We start from the raw sequence: 22,757 nt of genomic DNA on the forward strand, positions 1-22,757 counted from the left end.
CTGTTTTAGAATATTAACATAAAACCCTGAACAAGCTTTAAAAACACCCTATCCTATGCCTAAGCAATTGATAAGAAAATCGATTTTCGCTGCTGGTTTAATAGCAGTTTTAGCTTCTTGTATTAATAATGGAGAAGAGATTTCGCTCATAAAAAACACCAGGTTTGAGGTTGGCGAAACCTATCTTTATGATTACGGCGATGCCCGCTATGAAGTAAAAATATTGACTGACAGCACCTTAAACTGGCAATGTGTTTTTGGCGAAGAAAAAGGCAGACAGGAAACCGACAGATTTCATCAAAAAGAAATGGAAGGGAATAACCTGTTTGTTACATGGGCCGAGGCCGATGGCATTGGGGTTAGCCAGATTATTGATTTTGATAAAAGCCTGGTGAAATCATACCTGCTGATTGATAAAAAAATAGAGCTGGCAGAAGCTAAAATCAGTAAAAAGTAGGCTGCATGTTTGGCATTCTCTTCAATATTAAACGGATGTCTTTTCATAATTCAACCAAAAAAATATGGCCCCGGAATATCCTAAGGGCCATATTCTTTATGTACTAAACTGTTTTTAATCAACAGATGTACTTCTGGTTAGTTCTTCTTTTCCAATACCACCCAACGGTTAAGGGTATTGTGAGGCATTTCGATTACCACCTTAAAAAAACTTGAGTTAAACTGGCTCACATCAATCAAGGTGTTTTCGGCGCTTACCGGCACTTTTTTAACCAGCAGATAATTATCCATTTTTCCGGTTTCAAAATAATTGGTGGTACTAAGCCATATTTTGGCTTGTCCTTTTTTGTCAATGGCTTTCCAGGTTAGGGCAATTTTGCCATCATTAAACGAAGCAGTAGGCTGCACCGCAGATACCTTACCTACAAGCGATACACCATCAATCTCAAATAAACGCTCGCGCAGAATTGTTATATTCAGAAAAGAGGCTATAGACGGCATAATATCAACAATACCGGGTTTGAACTGACTAAAATATGGATTCAGGTTTCTGGCATTCGTTACTACCCATGTGCTTCTTTCTCTGTCCGACTGCCCACCGTGCCCCTTTCCGGTTGCGGCATCACGACCATGGTCAGTAGTTATGTAAATCACCCAGTCTTCCTTAAAATTTTTCTGTCTGTACTGAATAGCCTGCCATAAACGCCCTACCTGTTTATCCATTTGCTCAATGGCAGAATAAAACTGTGGGCTATCGCCAAATTTATGGCCCATGTCGTCGGTATACTCCAGATACACCCAGGTTAAATCGGCGGCATCGGTTCTGATAGATTGTGCAGCAGCATCTGTAATTTTTTCATCAATCAGGTTAATATGCTTGCTGTCTTTGGTATGTGGGTAATTAATGGTGTCCAATTCCAGCCCGTCCAGATGGTAGTTGGTCATTATATTACCTGTTTGCGGCAGGTCTTCGCCTATTAGTTTGGTACGGTTATCTAACCATGTAGAAAACACAGCCGTTTTCTTTTTAGGGTACTGCTCTTTCAGAAAACGGAAGATAGTCCAGTAGTTATAATTGGGCGCTTTAATATCATTTCCCCACACATTATGTTTGTTTACCCAGGTACCTGTCAGCAGACTATTATAGCCAACAGCAGAAATGGTAGGTGTTTGCGAATAACTCTTTTTTTCACCTCCTACATAAGCCCTTGCATAGCCGCCCGCTTTCGCAATTGAGTCTAAATTAGGTTTGTTCAATTTCTCAATCACATCGGCCGGAATCCCATCTACAATTACAAATACGGCCTTTTTTGCAGTTTGCGCCAGACAGCAAACTGTGCTTAGATATATAAAACCAGCTATCAGAAGTTTTTTCATCCGAAAAAATAATTTGTTTTAAGAAGCGCAAAGATAATCAAAGAGTACTGCCGTTGGTTTGAGTAAATATAAAATATACATTAAATGTATGGTAGTACTACAATGGTTTAAAACGTATCAATCAGGTTTAAAGTACAACAAAACCCGGTCTGGTATCTGAAATGTGCTTTGGTTTAATTAACCTGCCATTCAGAAGGATTAGTGATAACACCCCAAATTGGACAAAAAGGGCAATAAAACTTTCCTTTATTTATAAAGTTAGAACTCTTTTGCTATTTCAACTGCCATTCAGGTTGAATCTCTGATTAAGCTATATGTAGAAAACTATCTTTAAACGCGTTTGATTTACGCCTGCATGGCATGCAACTGAATAGCACAAGCCGCCTAAGCAAGACTGGTATCATTAGCAGAACAATTTTTATTGTATATTTGAGCACACACTCATTTAATAACCACAGGTGCCGAAAGAAACAATTCAATGTGCCTGGGTATCTAGCATTTTACCATTATGAATAAAATATTATCAAGCACACTAACAGCTTTTATCATTGCTTTAGCGCTGGCATGCAGTAAAACTGAGAGTTCGGTTGACGAACAGGATGGTTTAAGCGCTTTTAGTCAGGACAGCCTGATTAAACATATTGTAAAACTATCTTCTGACGAATTTCAGGGACGCCGCCCGTTTACGATTGGCGAAACCAGAACGGTAGAATACCTGACGCAGTCGCTCAGAAACATGGGGGTTGAACCCGGAAACGGTAGTGAGTATTTTCAGAAGGTGCCTATGGTTGAAATAACCCCAACCTGCGACCCTGCCATGTTAGTAAACACTGGTAAAGGGGATTTCAGCCTTAAAAACATGGAAGACTACGTTATCTGGACAGAAAATACTGATTCTGTTATTTCTGTTGAAAAAAGTGATGTGGTGTTTGCAGGTTTTGGCGTAGTTGCCCCGGAATATAACTGGAACGACTACCAAGGCATTGATGTAAAAGGAAAGGTTGTGCTGGTAATGGTAAATGACCCCGGCTTTAGCACCGGAGACACTACCCTTTTTAAAGGAAAAGAAATGACTTATTATGGCCGCTGGACCTATAAGTTTGAAGAAGCTGCCAGACAAGGCGCCAAAGGCTGCCTGATTGTTCATAACGAAAAAGCAGCATCTTATCCGTTCAGCGTTGTTCAGAACTCATGGGGAAAGTCGCAGCAGCATTTAGACACACGCGGAAGCAAAGAATACCGTTGCCCCGTTGAAGGGTGGATAACCGAGGCCGCAGCAAAAAAACTATTGAACACCATTAGCGATGGCGAAGCGCTTCTGGTAAAAGCAAACCAAAAAGGCTTTAAGCCCGTGGCACTACCAGCTAAAGTTTCAACCTCAATGAAAGTAAAAGCTGTATTTAATGAGTCTAAAAACGTAATTGGTAAAATAACCGGTAGCAAGCGCCCGAACGAATACATTATTTACAGCGCTCACTGGGACCACTTCGGTATTGGCAAACCGGATGCCAAAGGGGATTCAATCTACAATGGTGCGCTTGATAACGCCAGCGGAACGGCCGCTGTACTGGAAATTGCCCGTGCTTTTAAAAGCCTTAAAAATAAACCTGAACGAAGCATTGTTTTCTTATTTGTTACCGCCGAAGAACAAGGCCTGCTGGGCTCAGCTTACTACGCGCAGCATCCGGTTTATCCGGCTCATGAAACAGTGGGGAATCTGAATATTGATGTTATTAATAATTTCGGCCGAACCAAAGACATTTCAATTGCCGGAGAGGGCCAGTCGGAACTTGAAGACTATCTGAAAAAAGAAGTAGAAAGCAAAGGCAGATACATTGCGCCTGAAGCGCACCCGGAGGCAGGCCACTACTTCCGCTCTGACCACTTCAGCTTTGCGAAAGCAGGTATACCAGCCTTAACAACCGGAAGCGGCATTGTCGAAGTTGCAAAAGGAAAAGAATACGGACAAAAGCAACAGGAATTATACACAGAAAAATTTTATCATCAGACAACCGACCAATACGATGCCGCAACCTGGAAACTTGAAGGCGGACTGGAGGATACCATCCTTTTGTTTCAGATAGGAAAAAGACTGGCCTTTGAAACTACCTGGCCACAATGGAAAGAAGGCTCTGAATTTAAGGCATTGCGTAAGAAATAATATCGTTTAAATCATGAATCAATCATCAGAAACCAGCCGGCCTGCGGCCATTACTTTTATTTGTACAGTTGCCTTTGTTTGGGCAACATTAACGGTGCCTCTTATATTTTACAGCACTACCAAAGCAGTTGGCCCCTGGTATCCTCCGTATCTGGCTTTTTCAGTGGCGGCCAGCTACCTGGGTACCGGCGGTATATGGCTATTAAGAAAATGGGGTTTGTATGTGTATGCAGGTTTTCATCTCATTAATCAGATTGTGCTCATTAGTGCAGGTATGTGGACTTTGTTTTCAATTCTGGTTCCGGCCATAGTTATTGGCGTTGCTTACACACATTTAAAACTAATGAAATAACTTTAGTAAAATTATTACAAACAAAAATAGCCGGACGGGTTCCCCCATCCGGCTATTTTTGAATAGTATATACTTTAATTCTTATTTCTCAGGATTCAACAAGTCGTAGAACTGATCCAATTTAGGCATCAGAATGATTCTTGTACGACGGTTAGCCGCACGACCTTCAGAACTATCGTTGCTTGTTAAGGTATTGAATTCACCTCTACCGGCAGCGATTAATCTGTTCGGATCAATTTTGAAGTTATTTTGAAGCGAACGCACTACAGAAGTGGCTCTTTTCACACTCAAATCCCAGTTATCGTTGATACAGTCAGTATTGATAGAAACGTTATCTGTGTAACCTTCAATCATTACTTCAAGATCAGGACGAGATTTGATAATCTGTGCTATTTTACCAAGAACCTCATTTGCTCTGCTCGACAATTTGAAGCTTCCGCTAGAGAACAACATTTTGTCTGAAATATTAATCATGACAACAGTTTTGTCAACTTTCACGTCAATATCTTTATCTTCAATTCCTGAGCTAAGTACGCGGGTCAGGTTAACGGCCAAAGCCAGATTAATTGAGTCAGCTTTGGTTCTGGCAGCGTGCAACAAGTTGATGTACTTGTCTTTTTTCTCTAATTGGGCCAAAGTTTTATCAATATTATCATTAGCAGCTTTAGAAAGCACAGTAAGGTTACCTACCTGCTCTAATTGTTTGTCACGTAGGCCTTTCAAATCTGTTACCTGATCTTTCAGGTCTTTAATTTGGGCATCACGTTGTTTGATTTCAGCTTGTGACGTGTTACCAAGATTAACTCTGTCTTGCTCAGATTTTGAGAGACGATCTTTATAATCCTGAACGGTGTCGCCACATTTAACTAAATCTGCCTGCGCTTTGTCGTATTGTTGCTGAAGACTAACAAATTTTTTCTTAGCCACACACGACGACATAAAAATACCTGCTGCAATTAAAAATAGAAACTTAGAAGGGGTTTTCATACACTAATCTACTTTGTGTTTAGGGTGAAAAATTTCACAAATTTGGACAATTATGAATTAATAAAAAATTAAATCTGAACTCAGTTATTGATTTTTAACAATTAATACTATTACACAACAGAAAAGTACTATTTCACGAACGCCCCGAATTAAACTTTATTGATAATTTAATAATTTTTAATCTGAACTATAAGTTGTGGCTACTTTCTAACTGCCCCAAACACTTACTTAAAATGGCTTAAAACTAAAGACAGTGATACTTTAAACAACCTGATAAATCAACCGCGCAATATTTAATTATGAAAAAATTCTATTAACAATTAAAATCATGCCGAAACAAAAAATGCGATGGCTAAGTGTTTGTCTGAAATTCTTCTCCTGAAAAATTATCCTGTGATTTTTGATATTGAAAAATTCTCTTCTTAAGGATTTAAAAAAACAAGAGCCTGATAATTATCTCATTACCAGGCTCTTACAATTTCAATATCGCAGCGATTTGTGACCCTAAGGGGAATCGAACCCCTGTTTAATCCGTGAAAGGGACTTGTCCTAACCGCTAGACGATAGGGCCGGCTGGTTCCATTTATCGTCTGCGTTTGTAAATTGTGGTGCAAAAGTACGGCAATTTTTTTACAATGCAATAGCTGGGCAAAAAAAAAGTAAAAAATTTTCAATTTTTTTTTTCAACCCCATTTTCAACGCTAAAAACATTATATTTGATGCATGTAAAAAACTACTCTGAACGTAAGACATGAAAAAAAGCTTTTTGTTTCTGTTCCTCTTCATTAACACATTGTGGGTACAGGCCCAGAACACTAAAACACCCGACGAATTTCTTGGTTACAAACTCGGAACCAAATTCAGCTTCCACCACCGCATTGTAGATTATGCCAGACATGTAGCTGCACAGAATCCGACACAAGTAAAAATTTTCGATTACGGAACCACCTTTGAAGGCCGCCCACTTATACTGGTAGCCATTGCCACTCCGGAGAATTTATCAAAGCTGGAAGACATCCGCACATCCAATCTCAAAAGTATTGGTCTTCTGGAAGGCAAACCAACAACCAAAGTGCCAGCTATTGCATGGTTGAGCTACAACGTTCATGGCAATGAAGCCGTAAGTTCTGAGGCCGTTATGCAGGTTTTATACGAAATGCTTAATAAAAGCAACAGCGTTACCCAGAACATATTAAAAAATACGGTTGTACTGATTGACCCTTGTATAAACCCCGACGGCAGAGACCGCTATGCACAATGGTATAACCGGGTAACCAGCAAAGTATTTAATGCTACCCCGTTTGCAGCCGAACATAACGAACCCTGGCCCGGAGGGCGTTTCAACCACTACCTGTTTGACCCGAACCGTGACTGGGCCTGGCAAACACAGGAGATATCGACTCAGCGTTTGAAAATTTATAATCAGTGGATGCCACATCTGCATGCCGATTTCCATGAAATGGGTGTCAGCAGCCCTTATTACTTTCCACCATCAGCCAAACCTTATCACGAAGATCTGACAGCCTGGCAAAGAGAGTTTCAGCAAACCATAGGCGAATACAACAAAAAATATTTCGACAAAAACTACTGGCTGTATTTTTCAAAAGAAAATTATGACCTGCTTTACCCAAGCTACGGCGACACCTACCCCTCTTATAACGGCGCCATAGGTATGACCTACGAGCAAGGCGGTGGCGGCAGAGCCGGCATTGCCATAGCTAAAGAAGACGGCGACACCCTTACACTATCTTACCGTATTGCTCATCATTTTTCTGCCAGTCTGGCGACTCTCGAAGCTATTTCGTCCAGGTCTGAAAAAACAGTAGATGAATTTGTAAAATTCTTTGATCGCAACAAAAACAACCCTGTCGGCACTTATAAGTCGTTCGTAATGAAAAGCAAAGGTAGCGAGGCAAAGGTAAAAGCCTTAACAGGCCTGCTTGATAAACTGAATATTACTTACGGGTATGCAGGCAAAGAAATGTCTGCCACGGGTGTTAACTATCAGAACCTGAAAGAAGAAAGTTTTAAAGTAGAAGCGAACGATTTAATTGTGAGTACCTACCAGCCCAAAGGCACTTTTGTAAAGATTCTTTTTGAGCCTAAAACCATGCTGGAAGACTCACTAACTTACGACATCACTGCCTGGGGTATGCCTTATGCCTATGGTTTAAAAGCATTTGCGACAAAAGAAAAACTATCAGCGGGTAACTCTCAGCCTAATTACAGCATACCCGAATTAGCAGTTGACGGAAAACCCTATGCCTATGTGGCAACGTATAATTCTTTTGAAGACGTGAAGTTTCTGACGCAGATATTATCAAAAGGCATTAAGGTTCGCTTTAATGAAAATGCTTTTGAAACCGGTGGCCGAAAATTTGATGTTGGGTCTATTATTATAACCAGAACCAATAACCTGCGCATGGGCGATGAGTTCGACAAAGCCGTGCAGTCGGCAGCTAAAGCATTTGGCATTAACTTACTGGCTACCAGCTCCGGGATGGTTACAACGGGCAACGACTTTGGCTCAGGCTCTGTTAATATACTTAAAAACCCAAGAGTAGCTGTTATATCAGGCGATGGCATTTCGCCAACAGCTTTTGGCGAGGTGTGGCACTTCTTTGAGCAACAAATCAATTATCCTATAACCGTAATTGAGGGTTCTACTTTCTCAAGAGTGCCATTAGACCAACTGGATGTTTTAATACTTGCAGATGGAAATTACGACAGAATTTTCGGTAATGGTGATGCTCTTAAAAAGTGGATTCAGGGCGGTGGAAAAGTAATCGCATTGGAGTCGGCCACCAGTTATTTTGCCGATAAAGACGGGTTTGGTCTGAAACGCAAAAAAGAAGGCGAAGCCAAAGATAAACCTGAACTGAAAACCTATGGCACCAGAGAACGCGAGAGTATATCTGAACAGGTGGTTGGCGCCATTTATAAAGTTGACATCGATAAAACACACCCTTTGGGCTATGGCACCGATGGCAGCTATTATCTGCTGGCCCGTGACCCCTACAATTTTGAGTATCTGAAAGAAGGATGGAACGTAGGTTATCTGAAAGACAACAACTACATTACCGGATTTGTAGGCCAGAAAGCCAAAGATAAAATGAAAAATACCCTTGTTCATGGGGTGCAGGAATTAGGAAGAGGAAAAATTGTGTATATGGCAGACGACCCGATTTTCAGGGGTTTCTGGTATGGAGGAAAACTATTGTTTGCCAACGCTGTATTCTTAGTCTATTAACATAACCTGATTTTTGTTTAAACTCATGAATTCAACCCGACGAAACTTTTTAAAAACTGCAGCGCTTGGCAGTGCGGCGGCTTGTGCCCCTGCTCTGGTACAGGCACAACCGGAAGTTAAACCAGCCGGGAAAATCAAACTGAGTGTATCCAGCTATTCTTACTGGCACTTTAAAGGCGAGAAATTTCCGATTGAAAAAGTGATTGATGAAGCCGCAAAACTGGGTCTTGAAGGCATTGATGTGTTGCATCGCCAGATGGCCGGTGAAGACAATGCGTATCTGCAAAAGCTAAAAAAGCATGCGTTTGTGAATGGCATTGCCATGACCTGCCTGTCTATTCATCAGGGCTTTGTATCGCCCGACAAGGAGGTTTTAAAACAACATATAGACCATACCAATCATTGTATTGAACTGGCCTATAAAATGGGGATTCCGTGTATGCGCTTAAATACCGGTCGTTGGGGAACCATCAAATCATTTGATGAATTTATGGCCAAAAGAGGCATTGAACCTGCCATTGCCGGATACACCGAAGATGAGGCCTTTAAATGGTGCATCGACAGCATACAGCAATGCCTGAAAAAAGCCGAAGAGTGTGGGGTGTTGCTTGCTCTTGAAAACCACTGGGGGCTTGGCTCTACGCCGGAAGGCATGTTGAGAATTAAAAATGCAATAGATTCTCCCTGGCTGAGCTTGTTGATGGACACTGGTAATTTTCTGGAAAATCCTTACGATAAACTCGAAAAAATTGCCCCGCAAACCAGCTTTGTACAGGCTAAAACCTATTATGGTGGAGGTGTATGGTATAGCCTTGACCTTGACTATAAAAGAATAGCAGATATACTGAAAAAAGTAAATTATCAGGGTTATGTATCTATAGAATTTGAAGGCAATGAAAACCCGGAGACGGGCGTCAAAAAAAGCGTGGATCTGATGAGAAGCGTTTTTGCCTGACAAATTAATTGTTTGGCATTCGTCTAAAGAGCGTTCGTAAACTGGTTTTACGGACACTCTTTTTTTTTAACAGCTTTGGTTTACACCGGCAATGGTATCAATGGCCCTGTCATTGTTCTCATAACCATACTAAACCAAAAGCAAATGACCCAGCCATGCCTAAAGATAATAAAAAACAGGCAAAACAAATATTATTGCTTCATTGTGCATAGGAGTACTTTATCGCCAAAAACACTCCCTATAAGCAATTTATTACGCCAAACTGCACCCACGCTTGAGCCTGATAGTTGTGTACCATCATTTAAATAAATACTCTTTATGGCTGGAGCGCCAGTTTTTAAAGAAACGCTGATAACCTCAGACGGTGATAATTTAGAGTGGTCTTTGGCATGAGCCAGAAAAGCCAGTAATTTGGGATGACAGCCCACCCACAAGTCGCCCGATTCATCTATCTCAATATTGTCGGCTCCGTTAATGGCAATCTCACTGCTTTCTTTTATGTTTCCTGTAAGGATATCCCGGTCAAATACTACTATTTTTCGGCCCGAAGTAGCCGCAACATATAACTTTTGCCCGTCGTTACTTACGTTTATGCCATTGGCATACAAAAAGCCATCAGCCATAATCTTAACCTTGCTGCCATCAAAGTAGCCTACATTGCCCATGGGTATCTGAAGTAAATCTTTTTTTGACCGCCATTCTGAAATTTCCTCATCATGGTCGTTTGTAAAATAAAATTGCCTCTCGCCAACCGCCACCAGATCATTAGGGCTGGCAAATAAATTACTGTTGATGGTCTCCAGATGTGTCAGTATGCTGTCTTGAAAACTGAATATTTCAATACTTGTGCGGTTTTTCTTATGATTAACCACAAAGAGTCGTTTTTCACCCTCTGGCGATTGAAACAAACTAATACCATGCGGGTGGAAATCTGTTAATGTTAATGGCGCCGTAAGATTGACAGGTTTGGGAGCTTTCTGTGTACAATCAATCAAAAAAATGTTTCCATTAGGTGCATTTGCAATAAACCCGCCCGACGAAACAAAAGCCAGCCCGGTAGTTTTGTCTATGGTTATATCTTCTGCACCATTAAAACCTGGCAATTCTTTAATTTTTCCATCAAAATGTGGCTCAATTTTTGTAAAAGTTCCCGCGTTCCACAGGGTTTTCAGCACAAATGCCGTGATTATGAGCACAAAGGCAAAAATTATTTTTATGAAGCGTTTCATAGAAATTGTATTTATCTTTAGGGTTGAAAACGTACAAATGAACAAAAAGAAATTGAAAAACGGGCTTCATTATCCAAATTTGATTTCATGCTCAAAAAATGGCGTTAGAACCCACAATTATTCCGTTTGGTGTAAATACTAAAACTCCATAGTGGGTGGCCTGATTTTTAATGTTTAAAATTGCTCTTAAATCTATTACTCATGAAAAAAACTCTTGTTTTCAGTTTAGGTTTGTCAGTTCTTTTGCTTTATGTAGCCTGCCAAAAAACCGGCCAAAATGAGGTAAATACCGAAGGAACATTTAAATACGACATAGATAAGTCGGCACCAGTGTGGGCAGATGAATTTAACTATACAGGTTTGCCGGATACCGGCAAATGGAGTTACGACACTGGCGGTAATGGCTGGGGAAATGACGAAAAGCAATTTTATACCAAAGACGCAAAAAATGCGCGTGTTGAAAACGGTGTGCTAATTATTGAGGCCAGAAAAGAAAAATTTGAAAACAATAACTATACATCTGCGCGACTGGTAACTAAAAACAAAGCTGATTTTTTGTATGGGCGATTTGAAATAAAAGCTAAATTACCCAAAGGAAGAGGTACCTGGCCTGCAGCGTGGATGCTGGCCACTGAGAAATCGTACGGAGCCAATTACTGGCCTGACAATGGGGAGATTGATATCATTGAACACGTTGGATACGACCAGAACCGGATACACGGTAATATCCATACCAAGGCCTTTAACCATACTATAAAAACCAATAAAGGTAATAATGTTGTGGTACCCGGGGTTTCAGACGATTTTCATGTCTATGCCTGCGAATGGACACCCGATAAAATAAGTATAGAGATAGACGGTAACAAGTATTTTACTTTTACCAGAGAGGCTAATTACGGCTGGGCGGAATGGCCGTTCGACAAGAAGTTTCATTTGCTGTTGAACATAGCCGTAGGAGGCAGCTGGGGAGGCCAGCAAGGCATTGATGACAATATATTTCCGCAACGCATGGAGGTAGACTACGTAAGAGTCTACCAGGCGTCAAAAAAATAAATGAGTTATAAGTGGATAGCGGGAAAAGAGGCTGTAAGGTATAAAGTAACCAGTTGTGTTAAAATAAGAAAAGCAAGAATCAGATGACTCTTGCTTTTGCTCTCGTCAAACTGCTGTTGATTATTAAAATCATCGAGCCGTTGGCTCCTGCGAACGGGCCGGTGATTTTATGATAAAGCTCTGTTTATGCCTTGCAGGCGTTTATGGCTACTATCGTTATAAAAAACATTACAACAACAATTTCGTCAAAATACTCGTAAAAAAACTTCTTCATATACTACTTAAAATTAAAATTTATTATACGATGATTCCTGTTTCAGATAAAAGGTTGGAATCTGTGTATCAAATTTTTATTAAGCAGATTTACTAAATATGCAGAAGGTCGTCTTCATGGCTATAACACCTTCGTGTTCATAATGCAAATATCGTAAAGACTATTTTGCAGGCCAATACCCATTTCAGGGTATTTTTTAACTTGTGCATCCGTACCAGTACGTATTGCTTAAATTAATTTGCGTTCTACGGCATACTTTATGAGCCCCACTATGGTTTTGGTATTGGTTTTACGGTATATATTCTTTCGGTGGGTTTCTACAGTTCTTTCAGAAATATACAATTGTTTGGCAATATCAGCATTAGAAAACTCTCTGGCTATTAACTTCAGAATCTCAATTTCTCTGTCTGACAAACGATAAATTTCTTCTTCGGGGTCATTTCTGTTGGCCAGGCTTCTGAGAATTTCATTAGAAACCTCGCGGCTGAAATAAACATTGCCCTTAGATACCTCATTAATTGCATCAATCAGTTCGTTCCTGCCGATTGTTTTAAGAATAAAGCCCGAGATGCCCGCGTCCATCAGGTCATGAACAATAGAAACATCATAAGAAACCGACAACGCAAGGACTTTTAAATCAGGAAATGCTTTCTTAACCTTTTGAGTAAGCTCAATACCTGTCATTTTAGGCATATAAAGGTCTGTGAGGAGGATATCAACAGGGTGATCAGACAGATAAGTTAAGGCTAGTTTTCCATCGAGCAGTTTACCCACAACTTCAAAGTTATCTACACCCTGGAGCATAGCTTCTATACCATCAATCAGAATCTGATGATCGTCAACTATTAAAATTTTGAGTTTGGCGGCTATCATTACAAACGAATCAAATGAGGGGAATTTCAACAATTACGCTGGTTCCTCTTCCGATTGCTGAATCAAAATTAACACTTCCATTCAAATATTCTACTCTTGTGGTCACATTTTTAATTCCAATACCATCTTTACCAAGTCTCTGGTTATCAAAACCCTTTCCGTTATCTTCTATAATCAATACCAGTTCTTTTTCGTGTATTACCAGTTCTATACTTACTTTTGTGGCTTCTGCATGACGAAAAATATTACTCAAAGCCTCTTGTACAACACGGTAGAGGGTAGTTTCAATTTTTTCGTTGAGTCTTTCTTTTAATCCTATTATCTGCAATTCAATTTGCAGTTCTCCGAGCGAATTTATTTTATTAACAAACTGCTTCAGGGCGGTAGACAAGCCAAGTTTTGTTAGGGCACCGGGCATCATGTTATGAGAAATCTCCCGTATCTCCTTGATGCTCTCTTCCAGCAAATCAAGCGAGGTTTGAATGTGTTCATTTTCTTCCTTTTTCTTTGCCATAAAGTTACCAAGAGCCATTCTGGCTGCGGCCAGCATCTGCCCTATGCCATCGTGCAGGTCGCGCGCTATTCTTACACGTTCTCTCTCTTCTGCCTGCAATATGGCTTCTGTTCTCTGCTGCTGTGCTATGGCTTTTTCAAGAAAAAGCTGCTCGGCGGTATCTTGCATGGCCTTTAGCCGATAGGCCAGTAAAACCATCAGAAATACAATTTCAATAATATAAGCATAAGCAAAATAATCTATTTCAACCAGTCGGCTTCCTCTTACTATCTCATAATTACTTAAAGCAGAATAAAATATTATAAATGCAACTGGTAAATTAGCAATAAGAAAATAAATGGCCTCTTTTCTGTAATGGCCTATCCTGATACAATAAAATGAGATAAGTATAACATAGGTGGTGGGTATCCAGAACACCAGCCCAAGCATCTTATTTACAACTTTAATGTAACGCTTAAACCAATCGCCATGTACCAACAGGCTGTCGGCATATAAAAAGATAATCATGCCTGTAAGGATGGCTATCATACCAATATGCAGGTAGTTGATATATTTGTTTTTGACGAGGTCCCAGCGAAGGTATTTTCTGATAAATAAAAGCCCGGCTATCAGCAATAAAAGCGAAGCAACGTATCGGAGCCGGTTGCCCTGCACACCAAAGGAGCCATCTACATAATACCTGATGAAATACCCCTGCGAAGTAGCAACAAACGCAAGTGCCATGAGAACATACAAGGCATAAAAAAAATAGAGCATGTCTTTAAAAGCAAAAAGAAGCAAAAAAGACATAAAAACCACAAACAGCAAAATGCCAATTACAAAGCCCCAGGTGTGGTAGTCGGTTGAATAATAATAGTAGTCAAAAATGTTTCGCTCCCAGATATTGACAGGCGCCCAGATAGACCCTACCTCTATCTGAAGTTTAAGATAACATACAACCTCCTGATGTGCTTTTAAAATAACAGGAAAGAAAAAATTACGGTGTTTAATAACCCTGGCAAGCTGGGGAGTCTGCCAAGAAAGAAAGTGTTCTGACAATATAACGCCATTTTCGGTGGTGTAAAATCTGGCCTCGTCATAAAGAGGCGTAGGCAGGTCTATAATAAAGCTCTGGTCAATGCCTGTAGAGTTTTTTAACCTGAACTTAAACCAGAAGGGGTTACCTCTTGCCCAGAAAGTAGGTGCATTGCCTTTGGTTTGTTTAAAATGAAAGGCTTCGGGTCTGGTTAGTAATTCTTTAAGCGTGAGCTGCCGGCTTTTATCCTGATAATAACTCAAACCTGGGGGCATATTTTTCATTTGCCAGTTACCGTCGTAGTTCAACAGTATAACCTCTGTTGAGTCTTTACCATTAACACCCAGAGAGGCAAAGCTCATAAATAGCAGAAATAAAAACCTGCCGAATAGTCTTATGCTTCCGGTATTTATGTAAATGGCTGGCTGTATCATGTACTAATAAAAAAATATATAAGACACAACAATGGCAGTAACTACGCCGGCAAAGTCGGCCAGCAAACCGGCTACCAATGTATAACGGGTATGCTTAATGCCTACCGAGCCAAAGTAAAGCGCTAGAATATATAGGATGGTGTCTGAACAAGCCTGAAAAACACAAGACAAACGCCCGACGAAAGAGTCGGCCCCGTGGGTTTTCATGGCGTCTATCATCATGGCTCTTGAGCCACTGCCGCTTAATGGGTGCATCAGAGCTGTTGGAAGCGCCTCAGTAAAATCTGTATTAATGCCGGTAAGACCTATCACCCATTTCATACCATCTACTATATAAGTTAAGGCTCCGCAATTCCGGAAAACACTAATGGCCACTAACATACCAACCAGATACGGAATTACTTTTACTGAGGTTTCGAAACCGTTTTTTGCGCCATCAATAAAAGCTGAGAAAACATCAACTTTTTTGTAAACAGCTCCTCCTATAAACCCCACAATAAAAACCATCAGCAACATATTACTTACAACTTTCGATGTGGTCTCTATTTCTTCTTTAGAGAGGCGCGCAAAATACCAGATTACAAAACCAATAAACGCCGTTACCCCGGCCAGCCAGCTAAACAATGTTTTGTCAAAAAAATTGATGCGCTGCTTAATTCCAACAAAAAGCATTCCTGTCAGTGTAGCCACATATACCGATATCAATGCCGGAATAAAAATATCTGAAGGGTCGGCTGCATTATAAATAGCTCTTTGAGCCATAATACTTAAAGGTATCAACACTGGCCCGGCGCTATGCAGTACCATAAACATAATCTGGGCATTACTTGCCGTTTCTTTATTAGGGTTTAACTCCTGAAGACTCTGCATGGCTTTAAGCCCGAACGGCGTAGCAGCGTTATCTAACCCCAACATATTGGCCGAAAAATTCATAATCATCTGGCCGTTTGCCGGATGGTCTTTCGGCACTTCCGGAAACAGCTTGCTGAAAAACGGGCCTATGATTCTGGCCATGCGTCTGATAACCCCTGCCTCCTCACCCACTTTCAATATCCCTAAAAAGAATGTCATAACTCCGGCCAAAGGCAGGGCAATATCCATCACGGCCAGCTTGGCGGAATCGAACATGCCATCAACAACCAGCTTGAATATCTCGGTATCCCCGGTAAATATGACTTTAATAAGTGCAACAACAAATGCGATAAGAAAAAATGCTACCCAAATGTAGTTTAATGCCATAAAATTGAGATTTTAGGGTTAGATTTGCCGGCAAGATATAAATAAACTAAGATTTATAATTGCTTGCCTTTCATTTTCTACAAAAAACCGGAACTGCCGGAATAATGAACCAATTTTATGGCAAAACTAAAGCTAATTTCAGGAATATCAATAGTAACCCTGTTGATAGGAGCTTGTACTTCTCAGACACAAACCGAAAAAACAGATACATTAAAGACAGATACCATACAAATAAAGAAAGATACCCTTGCGGTTGTAGAAACGGTGAAGATTCCTGAATTAGAGCAACGGATGATTAATCAGGGATTAGTGAATGTACAAACCCTAGACTCTACAATAATGGTTGAACTGAAGTACTCAACAACCGATAATTTTGTGCGCTCGGATGTTTACGGAGACCTGACCCGCGCCTACATGCAGAAAAAACCGGCAGAGATGCTGGCCAAAGCCAGTAAATATCTGCAAAGCCGGCACCCTGAATACAGGCTACTTGTCTATGACAGCGCGAGGCCGTTATCGGTACAGCATAAACTGTGGGCAATGCTAGACACCATACCCCCTGCCAAAAGAGCCGATTTTGTGGCGAATCCGGCAGAAGGCTCTATTCATAACTTTGGCTCGGCAGTTGATTTAACTGTGTTTGATACCAAGTCTGGTAAACCTTTAGACATGGGCACCAAATATGATTATTTTGGCGATTTAGCCTACCCTATTTACGAAGACGAGATGCTGGCAGAAGGCAAACTGACTCAAAAGCAGATTGATAACCGTCTGGTTTTACGCAATGCCATGCAAAAGGCCGGATATATGCGCATAGACAGCGAGTGGTGGCATTTTAATGCCATTTCGAGAGCCAAAGCCAAAGAATTATATAAAATAATAGAATGACGTTGGAATTAACCTACCGAAGAGTATCAGATTATGTTTGAAGAGATAAACGCTTACATTGCACGGTATGCATATTTCACCGATCAGGAAGTTGCCATCTTTAATGCATCATTGCAGGCAAAAAGTATAGCCAAAAAGGCCTTTTTGCTACAAGAAGGTGAAGTGTGCAAATTTGAAGCATTTATAAAGAAGGGATGTGTAAGAACCTATTACCTTGACCCCAGCGGCGCTGAGGTAACCCTTCAGTTTGCCATAGAAAACTGGTGGGTGAGCGACATAGCCAGTTTTCATGAGCAGAAACCCAGCCGAATGTTTATAGAAACCCTGGAAGACTGCGAGCTTTTTGTTTTAACCCCTGAAACCAAAGAGAAATTACTGGCCGAAGTGCCTAAGTTTGAACGTATGTTCAGGCTGATGGTTCAGAGAAACCTCACACGCATGCAGGAGCGGTTGTTTCAGACCATTGCTACTACCGCTGTTGAAAAATACCTTGATTTCCTGGAAAGGTACCCAACTATACCCCAAAGAGTTGCCCAACATTACATCGCCTCGTATCTGGGCTTTTCGCCTGAGTTTCTTAGTAAAGTAAGAACCAAACTGGCAAAGACCAAAGCCTGACAACCTTCTGTTTTTTTTATGCCTGTATTGTTTCTTGTCCTAGTTCAATGTTTTTGAAATTTCAAGACTGCAACTTTGTATCATCAAATCAACAACAGAGATGTTAAGATTTGAGAAACAACATTCTTGATTTCTAAAATAAAAAAGACAATGGAAAATAAAATCTTAGGCATACACCATATAACAGCGATAGCTGGAGATGCCAAACGCAATTTTAATTTTTACACTAAAGTACTAGGCCTGCGTTTCATTAAAAGAACCGTAAACTTTGACGACCCCGGCACTTACCATTTTTACTTTGCAGATGGAGAGGGTACTCCGGGCACGGTGCTAACTTTCTTCCCCTGGGGAAACGCCGTGAGGCAGGGGAAACGCGGTGCCGGCATGGCCACCGAAATCGGCTATGCCGTACCAGAAGGCAGCCTTGATTTCTGGGTAGAGCGTTTTAAAAAATACAATGTAATTTATAACAAACCGTCTGAAAGATTCGGGGAAAAATACCTTACTTTTCTTGACCCTGACGGATTGAAACTTGAACTGATTGTACCCAAAAATGCCGACCCCAGAAAACCCTATGAAACAGAAGAGGTAAAGGCAGATTTGGCAACAAGGGGCTTTTATAATACAACCATTACACTAAATGATATTAAGCCTACGGCAACCGTATTAACAGAGGTGTTTGGCTATAAGTTAATGGCTCAGGAAGCCAACCGGTATCGTTACGCTACCGATGCCATTGATACAGCCAATATCATTGATCTGGTTGAATTACCCAACGAAGCCAGAGGTTTAAGCGCCGGTGGTACTATACACCATATTGCGTTCAGAGTTAAAGATGATGCAACGCAGATGGCTTATCATAAAAAAATTCTGGATCTGGGGTTCCATATTACGCCACAGATAGACCGTAACTATTTCCACTCTTTATATTTCAGAGAACCCTGTGGCGTTTTATTTGAGATAGCAACTGATAATCCGGGGTTCACGGTAGACGAACCTTTGGAAGAATTGGGTACTAATCTTAAACTGCCTGCACAATACGAGCCTCGCAGAAAAGAGATTGAAGCCCATCTGGTAAAATTAGATTAACCACATAATTGTTTAAAATAATGGATTTTCAGGCATTAAAGTACATATATGTGCCAGTAGAACAACCAGGAGCAACCACTTTGTTGCTCCTGCACGGCACTGGCGGCAATGAGCATGACCTGCTACCCATTGCCAAAGAAATAGGCAGTGGTTTTAACATACTCAGTCTAAGGGGTAATGTATCTGAAAACGGCATGCCAAGATTCTTCAAAAGATTGGGTATGGGCATATTCGACGAAAAAGATTTAACATTCCGTACGCATGAAATGGTGAGTTTTTTAAAAGAACTGGCAGAAAAAGAAGGTTTTGATGTAAACAAGATTGTAGCACTGGGCTATTCTAACGGCGCAAATATAGCCGGTAGCACATTGGTGCTATATCCTGATTTTCTGGCTGGAGCTATTCTTTACCGCCCCATGCAGCCATTTAAGAGCATAGATTCGGATCTTAAAAACACCCGGAATACCCCTGTTTTTTTAAGTAATGGTACCAGTGACCCCACGGTTAATCAGGCTGATACCGTAAAGTACGTGAAAATTCTTAAAAATGCAGCATTTGGAGTAAGCAATCATAACCTGCCTACGGGGCATCAGCTTACCAGAAATGATATTCTGCTTTCGGCAGAATGGTACAAAAAGCACTTTAGTTAAAAGAAGTTAAAAGCAAAGGATAATAGCCGGGCATAGTATCGGGTTGAAATACTTTTTTTAGATTTGCGGAAAAGTTTCCGTCAATTAAACATGAAAAAGACATTAACCGGTATTTGTTCGCTTGCTGTTATCCTTTTTTCCTGCAATGATTCCAGTAAATCAAGCTCTGAAGAAACATCAGCTATACCTAACATACCATTTCAATTAGTAAATTCTTTTCCGCACGACACCACCGCTTTCACAGAAGGGCTGCTGTTTCATGATAATCAGCTTTACGAGAGTACGGGTTCACCTGATGAGCTACCAGAAACCTCGTCTGTCATTGGTATTGTTGATTTAACATCGGGCCGTCTGGATAAAAAAGTAAGCCTCGATAAGTCTAAATACTTTGGTGAAGGCATGGCTATTCTGAACAACAAGGTGTATCAGCTTACCTACAAGTCAAAAACCGGCTTTGTTTATGACTTAAAGACATTTAAAAAAATGAAGGAATTCAGTTTCAACAACGCTGAGGGCTGGGGGCTAACCACCGACGGTAAGTGGCTCATCATGAGCGATGGTACTTACACCCTTACCTATCTGGACCCTGAAAGCCTTGCAGTTGTTAAAACCTTATCGGTAAAAGAAAATGGATTTGCAAAAGAGCAACTCAACGAACTGGAATATATTAAGGGTTTTATTTATGCCAATATATGGCAGACTAACGAAATTGTAAAGATAGACCCTGCCACCGGAAACGTTGTAGCAAAACTGGATTTAGGCTCGCTGGCCTCTGATGCCCGCACACGATACCCCAAATCAATGGAAACAAACGGTATTGCCTATGACTCAACCGGTAACAAAGTTTATGTAACCGGTAAAATGTGGCCAAGGGTGTATCAGATAGATTTCAAGCATTAATAATATAAGTAGCAAAGGCTGCGCGAAGCTAGGGGCCATTCCCTGCAGAAAGGTGGCAATGCAAAGTTGCAAACAGAAGATTTTTAATAGTTTACAGGGCCCGATGATTTGTTTTAAAAAGATTTTATAACAAATTGTTAGTTTTTTTCGTATCTTTGCATACTTTTTTGGAAGACACTCCCAAATAAATTATTTTTTATCGATATGCGTAAACTTCGTATTCTGTACGTTGCCAGTGAAATAAATCCCTTCCTGCAAATTTCAGAAGTAGCAGAATTTCTTCGTAAACTTCCGCAAGCCATGCAAGAAAGAGGCATGGAAATCAGAATCCTGATTCCTCGTTTTGGTTCAATCAATGAACGTAAAAACCGTCTCCACGAAGTGGTAAGGTTATCAGGAATCAATATTACTGTGGGTGAAGACGAAAAACCGCTTATTATTAAAGTGGCTTCTATACCAAGTGCTAAATTGCAAGTATATTTTTTAGATAACGAAGACTATTTTAACAGGAAATACGTTTTCTTAGATAAAGAGGGAAGTTTCTATGATGATAATGACGAAAGAACAATCTTTTTCTGTAAAGGTGTTCTGGAAACTGTGAAGAAATTAGGATGGGCTCCTGACATTGTACATTGCACCGACTGGATGACAGCTCTGATTCCTTTGTATCTGAAAACAACTTACAAAAACGACCCTGTTTTCAAAGACACAAAGTCAGTATTTACAATTTATAATAACGCATTTGAGCACAAGTTTGACGAGGACATCCTTGAGAAAGCCAAAGCTATGGATGTATCGGATGAGGCCTTGGCTCACCTACGCTCGGCAGATTTTGAAGGATTCATTAAAATTGGTTGTCAATATGCCGACTCAATAGTGAAAGCTAACGAGGGCATGAACGAAAATTTAAGTAAATTATTGAATGAAATTACAGCTAACAAAATTGAAGCAGGCATTGAAGACGACAACGTTACGGAAACGTACTTTAATCTTTACACAGAACTCGTTCCTTAAAAATAGCGGAAATTTCACACTTAAAATGCGGAATGTAGCCATATTGCTACTTTCCGCATTCTTTTTGTCGTGCGAAGACCCTATTAATATTGCAGTAGACGCTCCATCGGGCGGTGGACAGTTTGGTACTACTTTTACTGATACCCTTACGGTAAGCAGAGCCACCGTCATGATTGACTCAGTAGTTACATCTGCCCAATCGGGTGCGGTGCTGGGCCATTATACTGACCCCGTTTTTGGAGACGTTTCTGCTACTTTATTTACTCAGATAACACTTCCGATTGATGGAAATACAGGTGGGTATGCCGCACTGACTTTCCCGGATGCGGATAAAGACAAAGCCGTATATGACTCTATGTATGTCTATTTTGCGCACAATGGTTTTGCCTACGGAGACTCTACCCAACCAGTTACGCTTAATCTTCACCGATTGACTGAAGACTTTGTTAAAGGCAAAAAATACCTTAATAAAGATAAACTGGGTTATAACGCCACCCCTATTGCCAGCAAAAATTTAACTTACAAAGAATTTAAACGATCAGCAACTTCAACGGCTAAAGACAGTTTGATTTCCTTTAAGCTCCCTGCCTCTATAGGTAACGAAATCTTTTCGATTATTGGTAAAGACCAGTCGTCAGACATTGACAAATTTACTGCTGCCATTAAAGGTTTTGCTCTTACGCTCAACAATAATGCCCAAACAGTTTATGGCATTTCTATGGCACTGGGTAGCAGTGCACCGGTTCTATATTACCATGCGCAAGGCGATACCGTTGGCAAGGCCATGTCGCTTACTTTTCTGGGAGAACGTTTCAGCGAAATTAAAACCAACAGGCAGGGTAAGGTATTGCAAAATATAAAAGAATTTGATACTGTACCTGCCCAGTTAACAGGTAATATTACTTATATGCAGTCTGGCGCTGGTATAACCACCAAAATTTTGTTCCCCACGCTGAACAACCTTCTAAAAGCCGGAAACAACAATGTGGCTATTAATAAAGCTGAACTGATTATTGAACCTGACATGGACAAGGTTGCCGGAAATTTAAGGGTGCCACCGCAGTTTGTACTGGTTGAAATAGGCAAAGATAATCGTCTGAAAAAGACGAATAATGTTGAAGACTTCGTAGCACTGGATGTTGCCACTGGTACACAATACATTGCAGACTTCAACACTACCAATAACAACTATCAGTTTAACTTTACCTCTTATCTGCAAGACCTGCTCAATAAGAAAAAGACAACCGACGGCATTGCTCTGGTACCTAGTTTTGTAAGTACTACATCGTCTGGTTCAACTATCGGAATCTACAATAATAACGTGTCTCGCGTAGTTATAAAAAACATAAAACTGAATGTTTACTATTCAGGCAAGAAGTAACATCAGGTTATTTCAGACAAAAGAGAGGAGACCAAAATCTCCTCTCTT

The 22,757-nt window shown here is 40.6% G+C and carries 19 protein-coding genes and 1 tRNA gene; 13 read left to right on the plus strand and 7 right to left on the minus strand.

Annotated features, from left to right (window positions below):
* Positions 1–55 precede the first annotated feature (55 nt).
* Positions 56–457 (plus strand): MoaF-related domain-containing protein, encoded by a 402-nt coding sequence (locus C0V77_RS04235; protein ID WP_101725097.1) that lies wholly within the window; start codon positions 56–58, stop codon positions 455–457.
* Positions 458–594: 137 nt separating this feature from the next.
* Here the strand turns inward: C0V77_RS04235 and C0V77_RS04240 are convergent, their stop codons facing one another.
* A complete protein-coding gene (locus C0V77_RS04240) occupies positions 595–1,833 on the minus strand; it encodes an alkaline phosphatase family protein (RefSeq protein ID WP_101725098.1) in 1,239 nt (412 codons plus the stop codon).
* Positions 1,834–2,341: 508 nt separating this feature from the next.
* Between C0V77_RS04240 and C0V77_RS04245 the strand changes: the two genes are divergently transcribed.
* Both C0V77_RS04245 and C0V77_RS04250 read left to right on the plus strand, forming a co-directional pair.
* Positions 2,342–3,994 (plus strand): M28 family metallopeptidase, encoded by a 1,653-nt coding sequence (locus tag C0V77_RS04245; protein WP_101725099.1) that lies wholly within the window; start codon positions 2,342–2,344, stop codon positions 3,992–3,994.
* A 13-nt stretch (positions 3,995–4,007) separates the two neighbouring features.
* Positions 4,008–4,346, plus strand: coding sequence for a hypothetical protein (locus C0V77_RS04250; RefSeq protein ID WP_101725100.1), 339 nt, complete (start codon positions 4,008–4,010; stop codon positions 4,344–4,346).
* Positions 4,347–4,427: 81 nt separating this feature from the next.
* Here C0V77_RS04250 and C0V77_RS04255 read toward each other — a convergent pair whose 3' ends face one another.
* Together C0V77_RS04255 and C0V77_RS04260 are read right to left on the minus strand one after the other, a co-directional pair.
* The gene (locus tag C0V77_RS04255; RefSeq protein WP_101725101.1) at positions 4,428–5,333 is read right to left on the minus strand and encodes an OmpA family protein; all 906 of its coding nucleotides are present in this window, start codon (positions 5,331–5,333) and stop codon (positions 4,428–4,430) included.
* Positions 5,334–5,832: 499 nt separating this feature from the next.
* Positions 5,833–5,904 (minus strand) — tRNA-Glu (locus C0V77_RS04260).
* Between the two features lie 180 nt (positions 5,905–6,084).
* On the opposite strand from C0V77_RS04260, the gene C0V77_RS04265 reads away from it, so the two are divergent.
* Both C0V77_RS04265 and C0V77_RS04270 read left to right on the plus strand, forming a co-directional pair.
* Positions 6,085–8,583, plus strand: coding sequence for a M14 metallopeptidase family protein (locus tag C0V77_RS04265; protein WP_101725102.1), 2,499 nt, complete (start codon positions 6,085–6,087; stop codon positions 8,581–8,583).
* 25 nt (positions 8,584–8,608) lie between these two features.
* Positions 8,609–9,538 (plus strand): sugar phosphate isomerase/epimerase, encoded by a 930-nt coding sequence (locus tag C0V77_RS04270; RefSeq protein WP_101725103.1) that lies wholly within the window; start codon positions 8,609–8,611, stop codon positions 9,536–9,538.
* Between the two features lie 191 nt (positions 9,539–9,729).
* Here the strand turns inward: C0V77_RS04270 and C0V77_RS04275 are convergent, their stop codons facing one another.
* The gene (locus tag C0V77_RS04275) at positions 9,730–10,767 is read right to left on the minus strand and encodes an SMP-30/gluconolactonase/LRE family protein (RefSeq protein ID WP_101725104.1); all 1,038 of its coding nucleotides are present in this window, start codon (positions 10,765–10,767) and stop codon (positions 9,730–9,732) included.
* Between the two features lie 201 nt (positions 10,768–10,968).
* Here C0V77_RS04275 and C0V77_RS04280 point away from each other — a divergent pair, with 201 nt between their 5' ends.
* On the plus strand, positions 10,969–11,820 hold the full coding sequence (locus C0V77_RS04280) for a family 16 glycosylhydrolase (protein ID WP_101725105.1): 852 nt from the start codon (positions 10,969–10,971) through the stop codon (positions 11,818–11,820).
* A gap of 502 nt (positions 11,821–12,322) precedes the next feature.
* Here C0V77_RS04280 and C0V77_RS04285 read toward each other — a convergent pair.
* The 3 genes from C0V77_RS04285 to C0V77_RS04295 form a co-directional block, all read right to left on the minus strand.
* Positions 12,323–12,997, minus strand: coding sequence for a response regulator transcription factor (locus tag C0V77_RS04285; protein ID WP_143706001.1), 675 nt, complete (start codon positions 12,995–12,997; stop codon positions 12,323–12,325).
* Complete coding sequence (locus C0V77_RS04290; protein WP_158237883.1) at positions 12,978–14,858, minus strand: 7TM-DISM domain-containing protein; 1,881 nt, start codon at positions 14,856–14,858, stop codon at positions 12,978–12,980. Before C0V77_RS04290 ends, C0V77_RS04285 begins: the two co-directional genes overlap by 20 nt.
* Before the next feature lie 75 nt (positions 14,859–14,933).
* Positions 14,934–16,169 (minus strand): nucleoside recognition domain-containing protein, encoded by a 1,236-nt coding sequence (locus C0V77_RS04295; RefSeq protein WP_101725108.1) that lies wholly within the window; start codon positions 16,167–16,169, stop codon positions 14,934–14,936.
* Between the two features lie 117 nt (positions 16,170–16,286).
* On the opposite strand from C0V77_RS04295, the gene C0V77_RS04300 reads away from it, so the two are divergent.
* The 7 genes from C0V77_RS04300 to C0V77_RS04330 all read left to right on the plus strand — a co-directional run bounded on the left by C0V77_RS04300 (position 16,287) and on the right by C0V77_RS04330 (position 22,709).
* On the plus strand, positions 16,287–17,057 hold the full coding sequence (locus tag C0V77_RS04300) for a M15 family metallopeptidase (RefSeq protein WP_101725109.1): 771 nt from the start codon (positions 16,287–16,289) through the stop codon (positions 17,055–17,057).
* A gap of 33 nt (positions 17,058–17,090) precedes the next feature.
* Positions 17,091–17,675, plus strand: coding sequence for a Crp/Fnr family transcriptional regulator (locus C0V77_RS04305; protein WP_101725110.1), 585 nt, complete (start codon positions 17,091–17,093; stop codon positions 17,673–17,675).
* A gap of 150 nt (positions 17,676–17,825) precedes the next feature.
* Complete coding sequence (locus tag C0V77_RS04310; RefSeq protein ID WP_101725111.1) at positions 17,826–18,764, plus strand: ring-cleaving dioxygenase; 939 nt, start codon at positions 17,826–17,828, stop codon at positions 18,762–18,764.
* 20 nt (positions 18,765–18,784) lie between these two features.
* A complete protein-coding gene (locus tag C0V77_RS04315; protein ID WP_101725112.1) occupies positions 18,785–19,414 on the plus strand; it encodes an alpha/beta hydrolase in 630 nt (209 codons plus the stop codon).
* A 90-nt stretch (positions 19,415–19,504) separates the two neighbouring features.
* A complete protein-coding gene (locus C0V77_RS04320; RefSeq protein WP_101725113.1) occupies positions 19,505–20,314 on the plus strand; it encodes a glutaminyl-peptide cyclotransferase in 810 nt (269 codons plus the stop codon).
* Positions 20,315–20,518: 204 nt separating this feature from the next.
* Positions 20,519–21,328, plus strand: a complete 810-nt coding sequence (locus C0V77_RS04325) for a glycogen/starch synthase (RefSeq protein ID WP_101725114.1) — start codon at positions 20,519–20,521, stop codon at positions 21,326–21,328.
* A complete protein-coding gene (locus tag C0V77_RS04330) occupies positions 21,237–22,709 on the plus strand; it encodes a DUF4270 family protein (protein WP_101725115.1) in 1,473 nt (490 codons plus the stop codon). The genes C0V77_RS04325 and C0V77_RS04330 overlap by 92 nt, the downstream gene beginning before the upstream one ends.
* The last annotated feature ends 48 nt before the right edge of the window (positions 22,710–22,757 follow it).

It is taken from the genome of Emticicia sp. TH156, from assembly GCF_002855535.1.
In the GTDB taxonomy this organism is placed as follows: Bacteria; Bacteroidota; Bacteroidia; order Cytophagales; family Spirosomataceae; genus Emticicia; species Emticicia fluvialis.